The organism is Paraburkholderia sp. J8-2 (genome assembly GCF_905220195.1).
Lineage (GTDB): Bacteria > Pseudomonadota > Gammaproteobacteria > Burkholderiales > Burkholderiaceae > Paraburkholderia.
In genome coordinates this window covers 166,909-182,943 of sequence record NZ_CAJMZA010000008.1, presented here as the reverse complement: position 1 = coordinate 182,943, position 16,035 = coordinate 166,909, and the positions used below count along the sequence as shown (strand labels likewise).

Below are 16,035 nucleotides of genomic sequence, written 5' to 3'. Positions count from 1 at the left end.
CCGTCGGTTCACGCGCGTGAACCGCATGGATACGATCATGGGGTCTTCTCCGGGACACCCTGAAGTGGAGTTACCCGCCGCGCACAACGTGGCGGTTTTTTATATTGGATTGATCATCGCAACGGTTTATGTGCGCGACGCTGTGTTCGAGCAACGCGAATCCTGAATCCAGGGCGCCGGAAAATAACGATTTGCGCAAACCATATGTGCTTTGCGTTGAATCGAAGCACGCTGGCGCGAAGCACAGCGTGATGACGAAGTGAGGCTCACGCTGGTTTGCTATCGCCAAAGCATTCTTTGGCTCCGCGCGATTCGCGCACTGCTATGAAAGGCCGCGGGCGCTCCTGTCCGCCAGTGTGCTCACAGAACCCTTCATGCGATACAAGGGATACAACGTCGAACCGTCCGCGCATGCGTTGCCAAGCGGACGCTATGCGGCGAACCTGACCATCGAGAACAACTCGCCGGCGCTTGAATCGTCGTTTTGTTTCGAAGCGCTCGATTACTTTTTCGAGGCCGATCACGCCGTCGCGTACGCCTCACGCTGGGCTCGACTATGGATTGATCAGCGCGGCAAGCCGGCTGCGAGATGAGAGAGCGGATCGGCCACAGCTGCGATTTTTCCGCGCGAGCGTCGTGAATCGGCGCTGCACTGTGAGATCGCGATCGAACAGCGCGCGCGGTGTGCCTTGTCTTGCCCATTTCGCCGCGTCGGCGTTGCTGCCTCGATCGAGCATTTGCTGATGCGGAAAAGCACAGCAGATTGCTGGGCGCGAGACCCTAACTGGACCGCGGTCGCGCCTCCTTGGCGTTGCATCCGCTTCTGCACTTTTCTTGGGTTCCTCGGCGTCGACTTGTCCGGTAGCCGATCGCTGTGGGTCTTGTGGCCGGAGCTCGTCAGACCAATCGAGCGGCCAAGTAAACCCCTCAAAAATGTTAGTGGCGGTCACTCACTGGGCGATTTCCGATCTTTCCTTGCACTGACGCAAAATACTGTATAAATTAACAGTATGTGTTTACGTCCAGTAGGAGCGTCGCATGAAATCGCCAATCCGCATTGTGAACGACGAAGACCGTCAGGCGTTTGAATGGCTGCTCGCAAATGTAGGTGCGGATCGCGTTGCGGCGGCGGCCCAACGGCTTGCTGGCGGAGGGAAGCGGCCGTTCGTTTCCGCGCTGTGCCGCTACCTGGGTGCGTGGCCTCCTTCTGCACGTCGTACCCGCAAGATCGAGCCCGCCCATACGGCCGTCGGCGACCTGCATCTGGCGCGCATACGCGAGCTGCTTGCGCAACGCAATGCGGTGAAAGTTGGCGCACATTGATCTGCCAACTCACCTTGGTTTGATTTGCATCAGAGCACAGCATTGGCCAAACGCTTACGTTGAATTCTCATCGCGGCGCTGTCTTGTTTGACGTCTTGCGTCATCCCCGCTGCAAAACCTGTGGTTCGCCCTTTCTTGTCTGACTGGCTTAAATCCAATCTGACAAGTCAATTTTCCGCATGCCTGTTCGAAACTCGCCTCCGTCATAGTTCGGGGTCAACGAGTTTGCGTAATGAATTGGGGAAACTCCTGACTCAATCCCTGGTCATCTCGCGGATTTAACAAAGTTAGAATGAAGGCTCTAGATCGACGCCGGCATTCGTTTCTGAACGGGCAACGTCTCTTGCGTTGCGAAGCCATACATCAAGCGCGGTCGGTACAGACATAACGATTGATGAAATACACGGGGGATAAATTAGTATGTCTAATCAACAATTCGCAACCGGGGAAAGCGGACCATGGGCCGCAAATATCACTACGATGAGCGCTCATCTGTTCGACGGTTTTTGTGAACTGGCACGCCTGAATCTCGCGACTTGCAGGTCGATATTCGCTGGGTCCCGAGAGCATTTCGAAGGCATCTTGTCGGCGCAGACGCCGGAGCAACTGGTCCGCAACCAGGTCGATATATTGCCGTGGGTCGCTTCGCAGACGGCTGGCTACACGCGCGCATATATGGAAATCGCGGCGGAAACTGCGGCAAAGCTGAGATAGCGCGCATCGCGTTCGAGCGACGAGTGCGCTCACTGGCGCGATCCAATGCGAAGCAGAAAAAAGCGGGATCATGCGGGAGGGAAATAACATGTTGAGCCCCCACGAACTTGCCACGTTGATGCTGATAAAGAATGCGCCCGGGCGTATCGAGCCGGACCGCGAGGAACTCTGGGCGCTTCGCGACCTTCATCTGGTTATTGTCGATACGCCCGAATCGGGTTTCCCAACGCCCCGAGTGACGCCTCAAGGCGATGCGCTTCTGAGAGCGGTTGCCCGAGTGCGCTGATTGGCGGTCGAGACCGCATAGCCTGTCACATGAACCGGCTATATTCAGAGTGCGTTGCTCACAAATGGGTTGCGATCCGCATGGATCTGAGGAGGCTGACGTGGACCAGTCCTGGCTGGGGATGGCTGCCGGCACGATCGTGCTTGTGATAGCCGCAGTTAGTGTCACCGCTCACTACCGCCGCGAACGGCGCCGGGCCGATTTGCTGCGCAATCTCGATCACCACGATTGGTGTCGCTGGACACGCGTTCGACGCTGAGCCGCCTCGTGCTGCGTTATGGCGCTGCGGGCAGAGGTCTTCAATCGATGCCAATTTGCTTAGGATAATTGATCGATTGCCTACGCTCGACCGGTGTGTCCGCGGACGACATGCTACGATCGACGGCATCTCACTTCAATTTGTGCGAGCCATGGCGACGTTGTATGACTTGCTGGGCGTAAGCGACGACGCGAGCGACGCGGACATCAAGCGGGCCTACCGCAGGGCCGCGATGAAAGCGCATCCCGACCGTAATATGGGACGCGAAGCCTCTGCCCATGCGCAGTTCCAGGAGATCACGGAGGCTTACGCGATTCTTTCCGATCCGGTGCAGCGCAGCGTCTATGACGCGGTCTATGCCGAGGAGATGGGGCGCCTTGCCCGTGAGCAGGAGGAACAGGCGCGTTTGCAGGAGGCGGCGCGCCAGGAGGCGTACGCGCGTTACGTGGCCGTGGCCATGCGCTTTGCCGAGCAGGGCTACAACCGCGACGTCGTGTTTGGCGCACTGCTCGCAGGCGATTGCGAAACCCAGTTGGCCGGGCGTATTGCCGACGGTGCGCTCGCGCTGCACCTTTCGCGTCAGGCGGACAACGCCACGCCGCGCGAAGCCGGGGAACCGGACGAGGCAATGCAGCCATCTGCAACGCATCGTGCAGGCGACGAAGCGTCGCAAAATGCCGACGATCGCCGTCACGCAAACCTCTTTAGTGCGATCTGGCACGGTATGTTCGGGTTGCATCCCTGATCCTGCACCCGTGCCAAATTCAGGCGCATGTGCAGGAGCAGGGGTACGATAGTGAGTGAAACATTACTCAGCGTGGTCACCCTATGACTTCGAACTCACATGCCTCCCACGATGTCGACACAGAGGCGTTGGCTACCTTGTCAGAGTATCTGGAGCTTGCACTCGACAAGGGGGGAAGCCTGATTCTCGTTCGCACGCCTGGCGGCAAAAGCGAGGTGTATCTGGGTGACCCCGCTCTGTTGCAAGAGGAGTGGGCGCACCTTGGCGCAATTCCAGAGCCGGTGGCCCGGGCGATACTGGAGGGCACGCGCTCCGGGCTCAACGAACTGACTATCCAGGCGCAAAGCTATCGTTTTGTACGGTTGTTCGCTCAGGTCGCCGACGTGGGGGCAGTCGTCTTCGTCGCAGCCTGACCGATCTGCCGCGCCCGCCTGGTTTCGCCGCCGCAAAGATCGTGCGATCACGTTGAGAGGGGGCGCGCGCGAAAGCCACTATGATTAGCGAATGGTGTCCACGTGCAGGAGACGATTCGTGGCAACGTACAAGGAACTCAAAGCGCAACTCGCGGAACTCGAGGCTCAAGCGGCGATTGCCCGTCAGCAAGAGTTCGAGACGGTTCTCGCCGATATCCGCGCAAAGGTGGCCGAATTCGGTTACACGGAGCAGGACATCTTTGGTAGTCGCCGTGGCAGGCCGGGGCTTTTGCATCACGCGGCGGCCCCGAAATATCGCGATCCCGCAAGCGGCGCGACCTGGTCCGGCAGGGGCCGCGCACCGAACTGGATTAAGGACGCGAAGAATCGCGACAAGTTTCTGATAAGCGAATAAGTTGCCTGATATCGGCAGTCAGACCGACGTCTTCCTCAAAAAAGGTCGCGCAGCGGCAGGCGGCGCAAATCGTCGGTGACCGGAACGCTGGCAAGGACCACCAGCAGCATCGACAAAGGCACGCCCGCGGCAAATCCGAAATGGCGGAACGCCAGTGCGCCTAGCGTTCCGCCAAGCAAAAACATGCCGAGCAGGGAACCGAGTACGCGTACGCGCTGCATATCGGCTGCCACGTGCTCCGATCCTGAAGCCGGTACGCCCCAATTCCAGTACAGCGCCTTCCCCAATTCAATGCCCAGATCGGTCACGATGCCAGTCACATGCGTTGTGCGGATTTCTGCGTGCGAGATTTTCGTGATCATGGCGTTTTGCACGCCCATGACGTAACAGAGCACGGCAACCGTCAGCGGCACGAAGAGAACACGATGAATCTCGAGATTCGCGCCGAGCGCGGCGAAGCACAGGAGCAGGGCGGCTTCGAGCATGAGCGGCAGTGCGTAGACACTGCGCGCGCAACGGCGGCGTCCCCAGTTGATCAGAATGGCGGAAGTCGCGGCGCCACTCACAAAGGCAAGGACGGAACTGATTGCGGACAACGCGATGGCGCTATTGCCGAGCGCGGCGCTGTCGGCAAGAGACGAGACGATGCCCGACATGTGCGACGTGTATTGCCCAACGGCAAGGAACCCGCCGGCATTGATCGCGCCGGCGACCCAGGCCAGTGCGCGGCCGAGCCGCAGGTTGGCCTGCTCGGTGCGTTCGACGGAGGTGAAGCTGCGCAGATAGTGAATGGGCACGACGGCGTTCCGGGGCGACGAGCGTCGAAACGCACAGTCTACGATGCGTACGGATTGCATGGCCCCGCGCGATGCGGCGTTGGGGTGCGGTTGTTTGCCGCAGGGCCCGCCACGTTGTCGTGAATTCGTGTAGCTCGATTGCACGTGTCTTTGCCACGCACGAGCCGGGTTTTTGCGGTGCGCGTCGGTGGGAGATCGTTCAGGCTCGCGTGCGAGGCATCGTTTGGACGATCAATCGGTAAAGATTGTTGAGATTCTCACCGGTTGTCGCGAACAGATTGCGATTCGCGCTGAACGGCGCGTCGGTCTTCACGCGGTTCGACACCGACGTCTGTGCATTCGGCACGGTAACGCTGCGCCGTGCCGATACCAAAGCGATGCGGTCATGGCGAGCGCTCTCGACAGGCGCACGACCTCGCGCCGAACCTGGGCCGCACGTCACTGCGCTGGCTCGTCGGGAGCCTCCTGTGCTCCCTTGCCGCTGCGCGTTGGGGTGAGTATCGGCGGCTCGTAGCCGCCCGTATCCACCGCGAAACCCGTTTTGGCCACGCCGGTCATACCAGCCGGCGGGCCGTAGTTGTTCGAAGCCCGTGCGGGACCGGCGCCGCTGCCCGTGCCGGTTATGGCTGGCGGACCGTAATCGGTCGCCGCCGCCGCGGCAGTGGGCCTCGGTACCGCAACAGGGGCCAAGACAGCCGGCGGCGGGGCGTTGTGTGCAATCGGCGTAGTGGCTGCCCCGGCGGTCGTGCTTCGGACCGAAGGGGTCACGTTCGTTGGCGCGGCGTAGTCGCTCCTGGGTGGCGCGGGCACCGCCGCCGCGCTCTTGGGGGCGTCCGAATCGGGGACGTGCGACGGTGGGTCGTACGCGTTCATAACCGGCGCGGGTGGGCGAGGTGGCACTATTTCGACTACGGCCGAAGGTGTACTCACGCCAAATGAGCTGCGGCCCAGATGTCCGCCAGGCCCGCTTGCACTCGCGCCGCCCGCGGAGCTACCCGCCCCCGAGTTGCCTGCGCCGGAGCTGCTTCCGCCGGAACCGCTTGCGCCAGCGCTGCTTCCACCAGAACTGCCCGCACCCGAGCTACCTGCGCCGGAACTGCCTGCGCCTGAGCTACCCGCGCCGGAGCCGCCCGCACCCGAACTGCCTGCGCCTGAGCTGCCCGCGCCGGAGCCGCCCGCACCCGAGCTACCTGCGCCGGAGCTGCCTGAACCCGAGCCGCCCGCACCTGATCCGGAGCCCGATCCAGAGCTTGAGCCCGATCCGGAGCCGGAGCCAGCGCCCGACCCAGAGCCCGACCCAGAGCCCGACCCAGAGCCCGACCCAGAGCCGTGGCCACCGCCTGCGCCGTTCCCGCCACCATTACCACCGCCGTTCCCACCGCCATTACCACCGGCCGCAGCATAGGCCGCGCCCGACAGGGCTAAAACGAGCACCCAGACCACGGCCTGCTTGATTGATCGGTTCATCGTCCCCCCCAATTTCGCGCAAGCCGACTCAAAAACCGCGTCTGGCTCGCGCAAAGCCGCTCCGCGCGTCGCTCCACAGGCGCGCAAGCGATATACCTCGACTCGCTCCCCTGGTGCGTCGTCGGCATTGTTCAGAGCAACTATCGTCGTTGCGGCCCCGCCGGTTACTAGCGGAGCGCAATAACGTATCGCTGCAAAGCGCGATGACTTGAAACGCAAGTCATCCACTACTTGATTCGCATTACGAAGCAATACGATTCATATGATCCACTCGCGCGGTCAACGCGGAGCCGCCTTATATGGATTGTCGGGGCTAACCGTTGCGATGGGGTGCGTTGGCGAAGAAATGCTAGCGAATGGCGGGGAAGGGACGCCCACGGCAGGGGACGGTAGCGCGCGAACAAAGCGCTTTCAACGCGCGAACCAGACGCCCCACATGCCTGCGCGGGGTCAGGCCCGGCAGCGTGCCCTAATGCGGAGTCACTGCGCGTGCATCTTCGCTGCCGCGAAACCGGTTTTCCGACTCGAACATGTGCCGCTTCAGCGCACGTACATTGTTGGCGACCCGCATCGCCTTAACCATCGCACCGAGCGCGAAGCGTCCGACAATGGGTCGTTGGATCGCGTCGCGCTCGTCGAACAGCTTGCGCGATTAAAGGCCATGCGGTTACGGGTGCCAGCGATAAGCCACGATGCTCGATCCGTTGTAATTGTCTTTCGTGATCACGTATTCGCCGCTCGAGCGCAGGTACGCGCGTATGCCATACATCGAATCCACGTCGTTGCCGACATCGATTGCGGCTGGATTCGAATTCGTCAGCGTCGTGACGAGACTGCCGGTGTCGAGGTCGAACACGTCGATATTCGGCACCATATGCACGTAGCCGACGAACAGATAGTGTCCGGCCGCCGCGATCGATTTCGGATTCGGACTCGTGAGATCGATCACCGGACCCGGCGCGCTCGTGTTGCCCGCTTTCCAGCCGTGATAGACCTCGATGTGACCGTTCATCGCCGTCCAGTCCCAGCTTCCCGCAATGCCTTGCGCGAGGATCATCGTGTCGCTGTCCGCTTGATAAACAATGCGCGTGAGCGGCCGCACGGTGCGCGGAATCTGGATCGTACTGGCTGGGCCCCATGACGGTTTGCCGTTCGCGTCGAAGCCCGCTAGCGGGTAGTGGAATATCTGGTTGGTGCGGTCGAGACCGGCCCAGACGTCGCCATTGCCGTCGATCGCGAAGCCGCCCGTCACCTTCGTATTCGTATTGAACGCCTTGCCCGGAATCGAGCCGTCGGGAATGGCGATATACCCGCTAGACGGATGGAAATGAAAGAAGTTGAACGTGTCGGGATTCTGACCGGAGGCGACGAGAATGCGGTTGCCGCCCACCACGACGAGTTGGCCGAAAAACTGGCCGCGCTGATAGTCGCTCATGTTCAGTCTCGGATCGGTCGGCCAGGTGAACGGATCGATCGTGTTCGCGACGAACGTGCCGCCTGACGTACCGGTGTAGATGGTGTTGCCGCTGTAGAAGTTCGCGCCGTCCGTTGCCGGGTCGGGCGCCGCGATGGCCTCGAAATTGAGCGCCTGCAACGTCCACTGCAGCGTGCCCGTTGAGTTGTACGAATGAATGTCGGTGCTGCCGTTGCGCCCGAGATCCCAGTCGCCACCCCACGCGTTATTGAGCACGTAGAGATTGCCGGCTGCGTCCTTGCCGATCCCGACGACGCGCATGAAGCGCTTGTCGCCGACTTGCCCCTTGATGCCCGTGGTGGTGTCGAGATAGCCGCCCTGCACGCCGAAGGTGCCGACCAGCGCCGGCACACCGGTCAGGGTGTAACACTTGATGTTCATGTCGGGCCCTTGGTCGCCAACCAGCAGCTGATTCGTCGGTGCGTCGAAATCGAGCGCCGATGGACGGGCGCTCGCGGCCATCTGGATCGTGTTCAGCAGTGCGCCGCTTGGGCTGAACTGCGCGAGCACGCCAGCGTTTTCGCGCGCCACCCAAACGTTGCCGGCACCGTCGATGGCAAGTGCGCCGGGTTGCTGCACGCCGATGTCGCGCTGCCAGACGCCGTCGGTCGTGTACACGCGTACGCGGTTGCCGTAGTAGTCGCTGGCGTAGAGCAGTGTGCCCGCTGTTGCGAGACCCGTGATTACGTCTGCATTCTGGATTCCGGTCCAGGTGCTGACTGCAATGCGCAGGTCGCGCGCATTCGCGTTCCGGTTGTAGCGGCCCACGGAGCCGCTGCCGAATGCGCGGCTGTAACCGAGCGCGACGAAGATCGACGTCGCGTTGCCGGTAATGGCACTGCCCTGAAATTCGTCGTGCGCCCCGACGGTGCCACGCGCGGCGCCGTTCTGATAGAGCGCTACGCCGCCCGCGTTTTCGTCCCAGCGCGATGACGTGTAGATGACCCCCTCGGGCGCAACCCACATCGAGCGTGCGCCGTTACCAACGTGGGCGGCGAGCGTGCCAAACGTGTTGGCGAGCCAGTCGGTCGTGTATTGCGCGTGACTGGCGGGCGCAATGGCGGCGACGAAGACACCGATGAGTGCTGCACGAATCCGGCTTTTGGACATACGCCGTATTTCCCATAGACATCGCACCAGGATGGCGCGAATCGCGGCGCATAAAGTGACCGCACTGGAAGCACCGTTGCATCCAGGAGGTCATGCTTGTGCGCCCGTGCCTATGAAGTGTAGTCAGGAAATTGCGCTCGGCGTGTCAACCCGTTCATGGGTTTGGGTCAATGGTGCGCAGCGGATTGGCCAACGGTATGCGCGTTGAGTTGACGATGGTAAATACGTGTCGTCGCGACGAAGCCGCCATTCCGGAAAGCCCGGTAGCGGGGCACGGCGAAAGGCCGCCCCCTCTAACACGAGTTGCGTGGTTTGGAACATCGCCATGTGTTTGGCGAGCGTGAGTTAGTCAGGGCCGCGTAGCACGTGCGATGACTGCTCGCACGCGTCGCTCAACTCGAGCGCGTCTTGACGTAACGCCCGGGCGCGGGCTCGGTCGGCTGGAATTTCGCACTTCCGAGCTTTGTGCGCGCCTTGACTCGCCCACCCGCGTGCGGTTGCAGCCAGGCGATCCAGTGGTTCCACCATGTGCCTGAAGCCTGCTGCGCAGAGGCGAACCAACCATCGGCGTCACTTGCAGGGTTGCTGTTCACATCGCCGCCTGCCCAGTAGCACCGTTTGTTCTTCGTCGCCGGATTAATGACGCCAGCGATATGTCCGCTTGCCCCGAGCACGAACTGGGTCTCCCCGCCAAGAAGCTGGGTGCTGCGCCACGCCGATTTCCACGGAACGATGTGATCCTCCTGGGTTGCCAGCACATAGGCCGGCATGTCGACGCGGCCGAGGTCGACCGGAACGCCGCACATGGTGAGCTTACCGGGCACGCGCAGGTTGTTTTCAAGGTACATGTTGCGCAAATACCAGGTGTACATCGGGCCGGGCAGGTTGGTGCTATCCGCGTTCCAGTACAGCAGGTCGAAAGCCGCCGGGCTTTTCCCCTTCAAATAGTTGTTGATCACGTTAGGCCAGATCAGATCGTTGGCGCGCAGCATCTGGAACACGAAGCCGAGTTCCCGCCCCGGGTAGATGCCGCCGCTTCCGATCGCCCGCTCACGCTGCAACACGGTTTGCTCGTCGATGAATACACCGAGATCGCCCGGATCGGTGAAGTCGAGCATGGTCGTCAGCAGCGTCAGGCTCGCAACCTTTTCTTCTTCGCGCGCGCGTATCACCGCAAGCGCCGAAGAGAGGATCGTACCGCCCACGCACCAGCCTACCGTGTTGACCTTGTCCGCACCGGTAATGGCAAGGGCGATATCGATCGCCTCCATCACGCCCGATTCCAGGTAGTCGTCCCACGTCGTATGCGCGGTTTGCGCGTCGGGGTTGCGCCACGACACCATGAATACCGTTTGTCCCTGCTCGACAGCGAAGCGAACAAACGAGTTTTCAGGCTGCAGGTCGAGAATATAGAACTTGTTGATGCAAGGCGGCACGATGAGCAACGGGCGTTTGGCTACGTGCGTGCCAAGCGGGGCGTACTGGATCAGCTGAAACAGGGCGTTCTCGAAGACAACCGCCCCTTTGGACACAGCAACGTTCTGACCCACCTCGAAGGCGGCCTCGTCGGTAATCGTAATGGTGCCGCGGGCGAGGTCTCCAATCAGATTGGTCATGCCAGTCCGCAGGCTTTCGCCGTTCGACTCGATGGCCATGCGGATCGCCTCCGGGTTCGTGGCGGCGTAGTTCGTGGGGCTCGCAGCATCGATGAACTGGCGCATGAAAAAGCGCAGTCTGTGCTTTTCGCGTTCGTCATAGCCCGTCGCGCCGATCATGTCTTCGAGCAGGCCGCCATTGGCGAGGTAGCTCTGCCGCAGCAGGCTGTACCAGGTGTTGCTGGTCCACTCGTCCGCCCGAAACCGCTGGTCGCGGCATGCCTCGCTGCCTGCAGGCTGCAGGTTCAGCATGTTCGTCCACAGCGCCCACTGCTGCCCCCAGTAGCGAGAACCCGCTTCCTGCAACACGGCTGGCGCAACGGCTGCGCTCGCGGGAATACCGGCCAGCGCGTTCAGGAAGTCTTTCGCCGAGCGGGAAAATCCGTGCGCGACCTCGTCGGGCATATTGAAGAGATTGCTCATGCCCGTTCCAATGCAGTATTCGCGAAGTCGTTTGCCGAACGCTCTTCGATAGCGCGATCCGCGCGTGAAGTGGGCATGACGAGCGCGTCGCCGTCGATCACGACCTTGCCCTGCACGGTGCAGACGGTGTCCAGCACGACGCGCCGCTTGCCGGGAATGAGTTCGCGCACCGTCACGGTGGCTTGCACCGTGTCGCCCGGCCTCACGGGCGCCTTGAAGCGCAGATTCTGCCCGAGGTAGATCGTGCCGGGGCCAGGCAAGCGGCCGGCGATTGCGGCGGAAATAATGCTTGCACTGAGCATGCCGTGCGCAATGCGCCCCTTGAAGGGCGTCTTGCGCGAAAACTCTTCATCGATGTGCACGGCGTTGTTGTCTCCCGACGCGCCGGCAAACAGCACGATATCCGCATCGGTGATGGTCTTGGCGAAACTCGCACTCATGCCCGGTGCCAGATCTTCGAAGTCGTATCCTGCAATATCATTCATACGTTATCCTAAAGATATGATTGTCGCTTGATCTGTTGGGGCATGCGGCGAAGGCGGTTCACCTCACCTCGCGTAGCGCGGCGCAGGATGCTGTCGCGGCCCGACGATCATGTCGCGATTGTTCACACGAAATGTCGTCAGTACAGGGTTCGTGGTCGAATTCGCACAATACGGCAAACACGGATAACGCATTTACGATTGGACGCCACAGTTTTAAGATTTCGCGCCATCGTCGGCTTCGGAACGGGGCGCAAAAAAGGCCGCAATCGGCACGCGCCACGTTTGCGCGAGCAGCACGCCAGCGAGCGCCACGCCGCCGCCCACGAGGTGATGCGCGTACAGCCGCTCGCCGAACGCGCCGACCGCGAGCACCGCGGTGAACACAGGCAACAGATTCATGTACATGCTGCAGCGGTTCGGGCCGAGGTGCTTCACCCCTTGCATCCAGAAAAACGGCAGCACGACCGATGCGAGCGATCCGGCGTAGGCGATGAGCGGCAGGCTCGCGCGCGTGGGCAGCGCTTCGGCGAGCGGAAGGCGCGCCATCGGCACGAGCATGAAGAGCAACGCGGCGATCGCCTGGAAATAAGTCGATTGCCACGAAGGCAGTCCGACATGCCAGCGCCTGAGCAGCACGCCATAGAGTGCGTAGGCGGCGCTTGCGCAAAGCATCAGCAGATCGCCCGCATGCACGCCGCCCGCGAGCAGGGCGGCAGGACGCCCGCCCGTGATCAGCCACACGAGTCCCGCGAACGACAGCATGCCGCCAGTGGCCATGCCGGCCGTCGGCGTTTCGCCGAGCAACACGACCGAGAGCAGCATGGTGAGCAGCGGCACGAGCGCGGTCATGATGGCCATGTTGGTGGCCGTTGTCGTTTTGGCGGCTTCGTACGAGAGGCACTGGAACAGCGCCATTGCGAGCAGGCCGAGAAAGGCGAGCCTGGGCAGTTGCGCAATGATCGCCGCGCGGTTGCGCCACGCGCCCACGGGCACGAAGAGGCTCATCAGCGCGACGGCGAGCACGAGGCGCCAGAAGGTGATGGCGTACGGATCGATGGTGTGCGCGGACAGGCGCGACACCATGACGTTGCCGGACCACAGCGCAATGGCAGTGACCGGAAAGAGCGAATAGAGCGCGGAGCGCGAGGAAGCAGCGAGCATCGGGGTAGGTGTGCGAGTGGAATGAACCCGGAGATTGCGCGCCCAGAACGGGGGCTGTCTCGCGCTAGAATGGCAACTCCTGTCGCAAAACTGCCATCGAACATCAACTCAACTTCGACCCCGCGCCCACGCCGATGACTGTCCTCCCGCCGCCGGACGTGCACGTTCCCTTTGAAAACACGCCAATGCCGGTCGCGGCGCTCGCCGCCGACTACCCACACGGCGCGTTCGTCGCCACGCATAGCCATAGGCGCGCGCAGCTGCTCTATGCGGTCGAGGGTGTCATGCTGATCGAAGCGCAGGCGGGCCGCTGGGTCGTGCCGCCAACGCGTGCGGTATGGCTCGATGCCGGGCTCGAGCACACGGTACGCATGAGCGGCAACGTGCGCATGCGTACCGTGTTCGTGGAACCCGGCGCTGTAGCGGATCTGCCGCAAGGCAGCTGTGTGGTCGAGGTGCCGCCGTTACTGCGCGAATTGATTCTTGGCGCGGTGCAAGTGCCGCTCGACTACGCGCCGGGCGGCCGCCACGACCTGCTCATGCGTTTGCTGCTCGCCGAACTCGCGGTGATACCGCGACTGCCGCTGTATTTGCCCTGGCCTGCCGACGCGCGATTGCGCAAGCTTTGCGACGCGATCATCGCCGCGCCGGATGCGCCCCACGAAGTCGCGCATTGGGCGCACAGGCTGGGCATGGCGGAGCGCACGTTGCACCGCGCGTTCCAGCGCGAGACCGGCATGACGCTTGGGCGCTGGCGCCGGCATGCGCGGCTCTTTCTGGCGCTCGAGCGTCTTGCGCGAGGCGAGAAGATCGTGACCGTGGCGCTGGACCACGGTTATACGAGCCAGAGTGCGTTTGCCGCGATGTTCAAGCGGCATTTTGGTGTTGCGCCTTCCGAGTTTTACCGCTGAGATTAATTGAGCACGCGTTCATGCCAGCAAGACGGCGATCGGCACGACGTTGCCGATTTTCTTATTGCCCAGGCGTGCGCGCGCCACTTGCACGCAAGATCAATCGCACCACTTCCTCGGTGCTCGCCTCGAACCCCGCCGTGGAAAGGGCGCGCTTGCCCGAGAGCGCGCGAATTTGCGCCTCGAAATCGGCATAGTGCTGCGTGGTTGCCCAGATCATGAACAGGAGCGTCTTCGGATCGACGGGGGCAAGCAGTCCTTCGGCAATCCAGCGATCGATCAGCGTGACGCGTGTCTCCATCCATGGCTTCACGCGCTTGAGCAGGATGTCCTGCATATGCGTCGCACCACTAATGATTTCGTTCGCCCACACTTTCGACCCAAGCGGCCTGCGCCGCGAGAGTGCCATCTTCGCGCGCACATAACCGCCAATGGCTTCGACCGGATCGTCGCTCGCGTCGAAGGTGTTGGCGGCCGCATTCCATTCCTCGAACAGGTCGTCGAGCACGCGCCAGTAGAGCGCGAGCTTGGTCGGGAAGTAGTAGTGCAGATTCGCTTTCGGCAGGCCCGCGCGCTCGGCGATCAGCGCCGTGCTCGCGCCTTCGAAGCCGCGCTCGGCGAACACGGCCTCCGCGCAGGCGAGCAGATGCGCTTCGTTCGACTCGCGAATGGCGGCTTTGCGACGGCGCGGCTTGTGCGTTGCGTCAGCCGCTTCCCGTTCGTGCGCCGTGCCGCGCAGCGCGTGGGTCGCGGCTCGCGTGGTGGGTTCGTCGTCGCGCATGATGATCGGTCCGTTCAGAAGAAAAGAGGCGGCGCGCGGCTCCCGCGCCTTTGACGGCTTCATTGTAGTCACGATGTAAGCGCCTCGTGCATTCGCCGCACTCGGGGAAAACGCGTGGACCGGCGCGGGCGCTTTCGCGCACTGCAGCATCGATGGCACGCTTCTCGCTGGTAACACCGCATTGAATTCGCAAAGTTTATCGTCTACAACCTGTCCAATCGGACAGGATTCGCGGGGCGAGGTTTCGGCAATCGCGAAGAGTCACCGAGGCGTGCACCGCCATGGTTCTTCCCGCCCCAGAAGGTGGCACGAATGCACGTTTGACGAACACGCACAGGAGGACACGCATGAACGCAGTAAGCGAAGCCGCGCTGACGACCGCGATCCACGTGAATGGCCAGCGTTTGTGGGACAGCCTGATGGAAATGGCGAAAATCGGCGCCACGCCCAAAGGCGGGGTGTGTCGTCTCGCGCTGACCGACCTCGACAAACAGGGACGCGATCTTATCGTGCAATGGGCGAAAGAGGCGGGCTGTACGGTGAGCGTCGACCAGATGGGCAACGTCTTCATGCGCCGCGCGGGGCGCAACAACGACTTGCCGCCCGTGATGACCGGCTCGCATGCGGATTCGCAGCCCACGGGCGGGCGTTTCGACGGCATCTATGGCGTGCTGGGCGGGCTCGAAGTGATCCGCTCGCTCAACGATCACGGCATTCAGACCGAGCGCCCCGTTGAAACCGTGATCTGGACCAACGAAGAAGGCTCGCGTTTCGCGCCTGCGATGGTCGCCTCCGGCGTGTTCGCGGGCGTCTTCACGCTCGATTACGGACTTTCCCGCAAGGATGTCGATGGCAAGACCATCGGCGAGGAATTGCAGCGTATCGGCTATGCGGGCGAGCTGCCGTGCGGCGGGCGCAAGATTCACGCGGCGTTCGAGCTGCATATCGAGCAGGGGCCGATACTCGAAGCCGAAAACAAGACCATTGGCGTCGTGACGGATGCACAGGGCCAGCGCTGGTACGAAGTCGTGCTCACGGGGCAGGAAGCGCACGCGGGCCCCACGCCCATGCCGCGCCGCCGCGACGCGCTGCTGGGCGCCTCGCGCGTCGTGCAGCTTGTGAACGAAATTGGCCTGCGTCACGCGCCGCTCGCCTGTGCGACGGTCGGCATGATGCAGGTGCATCCGAATTCGCGCAACGTGATTCCGGGCCGCGTGTTCTTCACCGTCGATTTTCGCCATCCGCTGGACGACGTGCTCGCGCAGATGGACGCCGAACTGCGCGAAGGCATTGCGAAGATCGCAGAGCAAGGCAAGCTCGAAGCGCAGGTCGAGCAGATTTTCTATTACGCGCCGGTACCGTTCGACAAAGCCTGCGTGAGTTCCGTGCGCGCGGCGGCGGAGCGCTTTGGCTATTCGAACCGCGAGATCGTTTCGGGCGCGGGCCACGACGCTTGCTATCTCGCGACGGTCGCGCCGACTTCGATGGTGTTCGTGCCATGTATCGACGGCATCAGTCACAACGAGATCGAAGACGCGACGATCGACTGGATCGAGGCGGGTGCGAACGTGCTGCTGCACGCCATGCTCGAACGCGCGAGCGAACCCGGCTGACGC

At 62.3% G+C, this 16,035-nt stretch carries 17 protein-coding genes; 10 read left to right on the top strand and 7 right to left on the bottom strand.

Going from position 1 to position 16,035, the window contains the following annotated elements; all coding sequences use genetic code 11:
• Positions 1-25 precede the first annotated feature (25 nt).
• The 8 genes from U5A52_RS19990 to U5A52_RS19960 all read left to right on the top strand — a co-directional run bounded on the left by U5A52_RS19990 (position 26) and on the right by U5A52_RS19960 (position 4,155).
• Positions 26-166 (top strand): hypothetical protein, encoded by a 141-nt coding sequence (locus tag U5A52_RS19990; protein ID WP_321935949.1) that lies wholly within the window; start codon positions 26-28, stop codon positions 164-166.
• Between the two features lie 208 nt (positions 167-374).
• A complete protein-coding gene (locus U5A52_RS19985) occupies positions 375-593 on the top strand; it encodes a hypothetical protein (RefSeq protein WP_321935948.1) in 219 nt (72 codons plus the stop codon).
• A gap of 445 nt (positions 594-1,038) precedes the next feature.
• The gene (locus U5A52_RS19980; protein ID WP_321935946.1) at positions 1,039-1,323 is read left to right on the top strand and encodes a hypothetical protein; all 285 of its coding nucleotides are present in this window, start codon (positions 1,039-1,041) and stop codon (positions 1,321-1,323) included.
• A 420-nt stretch (positions 1,324-1,743) separates the two neighbouring features.
• Positions 1,744-2,037, top strand: coding sequence for a TIGR01841 family phasin (gene phaP / locus U5A52_RS43295; RefSeq protein ID WP_321911136.1), 294 nt, complete (start codon positions 1,744-1,746; stop codon positions 2,035-2,037).
• Positions 2,038-2,125: 88 nt separating this feature from the next.
• Positions 2,126-2,323 carry a hypothetical protein gene (locus tag U5A52_RS19975; RefSeq protein WP_233886704.1) on the top strand — a complete coding sequence of 66 codons (198 nt, stop codon included), beginning with the start codon at positions 2,126-2,128 and terminating at the stop codon, positions 2,321-2,323.
• A gap of 410 nt (positions 2,324-2,733) precedes the next feature.
• Entirely contained in the window at positions 2,734-3,327 is a 594-nt protein-coding gene (locus tag U5A52_RS19970) for a J domain-containing protein (protein WP_321935943.1), read from the top strand.
• A gap of 137 nt (positions 3,328-3,464) precedes the next feature.
• Complete coding sequence (locus tag U5A52_RS19965) at positions 3,465-3,740, top strand: hypothetical protein (RefSeq protein WP_321911131.1); 276 nt, start codon at positions 3,465-3,467, stop codon at positions 3,738-3,740.
• Positions 3,741-3,858: 118 nt separating this feature from the next.
• A complete protein-coding gene (locus U5A52_RS19960) occupies positions 3,859-4,155 on the top strand; it encodes an H-NS histone family protein (RefSeq protein ID WP_321911130.1) in 297 nt (98 codons plus the stop codon).
• A gap of 35 nt (positions 4,156-4,190) precedes the next feature.
• On the opposite strand, the gene U5A52_RS19955 is transcribed toward U5A52_RS19960, so the two are convergent.
• The 6 genes from U5A52_RS19955 to U5A52_RS19930 all read right to left on the bottom strand — a co-directional run bounded on the left by U5A52_RS19955 (position 4,191) and on the right by U5A52_RS19930 (position 12,727).
• The gene (locus tag U5A52_RS19955) at positions 4,191-4,952 is read right to left on the bottom strand and encodes a YoaK family protein (RefSeq protein ID WP_321911129.1); all 762 of its coding nucleotides are present in this window, start codon (positions 4,950-4,952) and stop codon (positions 4,191-4,193) included.
• Between the two features lie 438 nt (positions 4,953-5,390).
• Positions 5,391-5,642, bottom strand: coding sequence for a hypothetical protein (locus U5A52_RS19950; RefSeq protein WP_321935941.1), 252 nt, complete (start codon positions 5,640-5,642; stop codon positions 5,391-5,393).
• 1,444 nt (positions 5,643-7,086) lie between these two features.
• Complete coding sequence (locus tag U5A52_RS19945; RefSeq protein ID WP_321935940.1) at positions 7,087-9,003, bottom strand: SMP-30/gluconolactonase/LRE family protein; 1,917 nt, start codon at positions 9,001-9,003, stop codon at positions 7,087-7,089.
• Positions 9,004-9,395: 392 nt separating this feature from the next.
• The gene (locus U5A52_RS19940; RefSeq protein WP_321911125.1) at positions 9,396-11,081 is read right to left on the bottom strand and encodes a class I poly(R)-hydroxyalkanoic acid synthase; all 1,686 of its coding nucleotides are present in this window, start codon (positions 11,079-11,081) and stop codon (positions 9,396-9,398) included.
• Positions 11,078-11,566, bottom strand: coding sequence for a MaoC family dehydratase (locus tag U5A52_RS19935; RefSeq protein ID WP_321911124.1), 489 nt, complete (start codon positions 11,564-11,566; stop codon positions 11,078-11,080). Before U5A52_RS19935 ends, U5A52_RS19940 begins: the two co-directional genes overlap by 4 nt.
• Positions 11,567-11,779: 213 nt before the next feature.
• On the bottom strand, positions 11,780-12,727 hold the full coding sequence (locus U5A52_RS19930) for a DMT family transporter (RefSeq protein WP_321935939.1): 948 nt from the start codon (positions 12,725-12,727) through the stop codon (positions 11,780-11,782).
• A 134-nt stretch (positions 12,728-12,861) separates the two neighbouring features.
• Between U5A52_RS19930 and U5A52_RS19925 the strand changes: the two genes are divergently transcribed.
• On the top strand, positions 12,862-13,638 hold the full coding sequence (locus tag U5A52_RS19925) for a helix-turn-helix transcriptional regulator (protein ID WP_321911121.1): 777 nt from the start codon (positions 12,862-12,864) through the stop codon (positions 13,636-13,638).
• A gap of 61 nt (positions 13,639-13,699) precedes the next feature.
• On the opposite strand, the gene U5A52_RS19920 is transcribed toward U5A52_RS19925, so the two are convergent.
• Positions 13,700-14,419, bottom strand: a complete 720-nt coding sequence (locus U5A52_RS19920; RefSeq protein WP_321936033.1) for a TetR/AcrR family transcriptional regulator — start codon at positions 14,417-14,419, stop codon at positions 13,700-13,702.
• 347 nt (positions 14,420-14,766) lie between these two features.
• Between U5A52_RS19920 and U5A52_RS19915 the strand changes: the two genes are divergently transcribed.
• The gene (locus U5A52_RS19915) at positions 14,767-16,032 is read left to right on the top strand and encodes a Zn-dependent hydrolase (RefSeq protein ID WP_321911120.1); all 1,266 of its coding nucleotides are present in this window, start codon (positions 14,767-14,769) and stop codon (positions 16,030-16,032) included.
• Positions 16,033-16,035 lie beyond the last annotated feature (3 nt).

Coding starts and splice junctions, on each gene's coding strand:
- U5A52_RS19930 (WP_321935939.1), bottom strand. CDS start 12,727: ATGCTCGCTGCTTCCTCGCGCTCCGCGCTCTATTCGCTCTTTCCGGTC.
- U5A52_RS19940 (WP_321911125.1), bottom strand. CDS start 11,081: ATGAGCAATCTCTTCAATATGCCCGACGAGGTCGCGCACGGATTTTCC.
- U5A52_RS19975 (WP_233886704.1), top strand. CDS start 2,126: ATGTTGAGCCCCCACGAACTTGCCACGTTGATGCTGATAAAGAATGCG.
- U5A52_RS19980 (WP_321935946.1), top strand. CDS start 1,039: ATGAAATCGCCAATCCGCATTGTGAACGACGAAGACCGTCAGGCGTTT.
- U5A52_RS19925 (WP_321911121.1), top strand. CDS start 12,862: ATGACTGTCCTCCCGCCGCCGGACGTGCACGTTCCCTTTGAAAACACG.
- U5A52_RS19920 (WP_321936033.1), bottom strand. CDS start 14,419: ATGCGCGACGACGAACCCACCACGCGAGCCGCGACCCACGCGCTGCGC.
- U5A52_RS19915 (WP_321911120.1), top strand. CDS start 14,767: ATGAACGCAGTAAGCGAAGCCGCGCTGACGACCGCGATCCACGTGAAT.
- U5A52_RS19990 (WP_321935949.1), top strand. CDS start 26: ATGGATACGATCATGGGGTCTTCTCCGGGACACCCTGAAGTGGAGTTA.
- U5A52_RS19945 (WP_321935940.1), bottom strand. CDS start 9,003: ATGTCCAAAAGCCGGATTCGTGCAGCACTCATCGGTGTCTTCGTCGCC.
- U5A52_RS19985 (WP_321935948.1), top strand. CDS start 375: ATGCGATACAAGGGATACAACGTCGAACCGTCCGCGCATGCGTTGCCA.
- phaP (WP_321911136.1), top strand. CDS start 1,744: ATGTCTAATCAACAATTCGCAACCGGGGAAAGCGGACCATGGGCCGCA.
- U5A52_RS19935 (WP_321911124.1), bottom strand. CDS start 11,566: ATGAATGATATTGCAGGATACGACTTCGAAGATCTGGCACCGGGCATG.
- U5A52_RS19970 (WP_321935943.1), top strand. CDS start 2,734: ATGGCGACGTTGTATGACTTGCTGGGCGTAAGCGACGACGCGAGCGAC.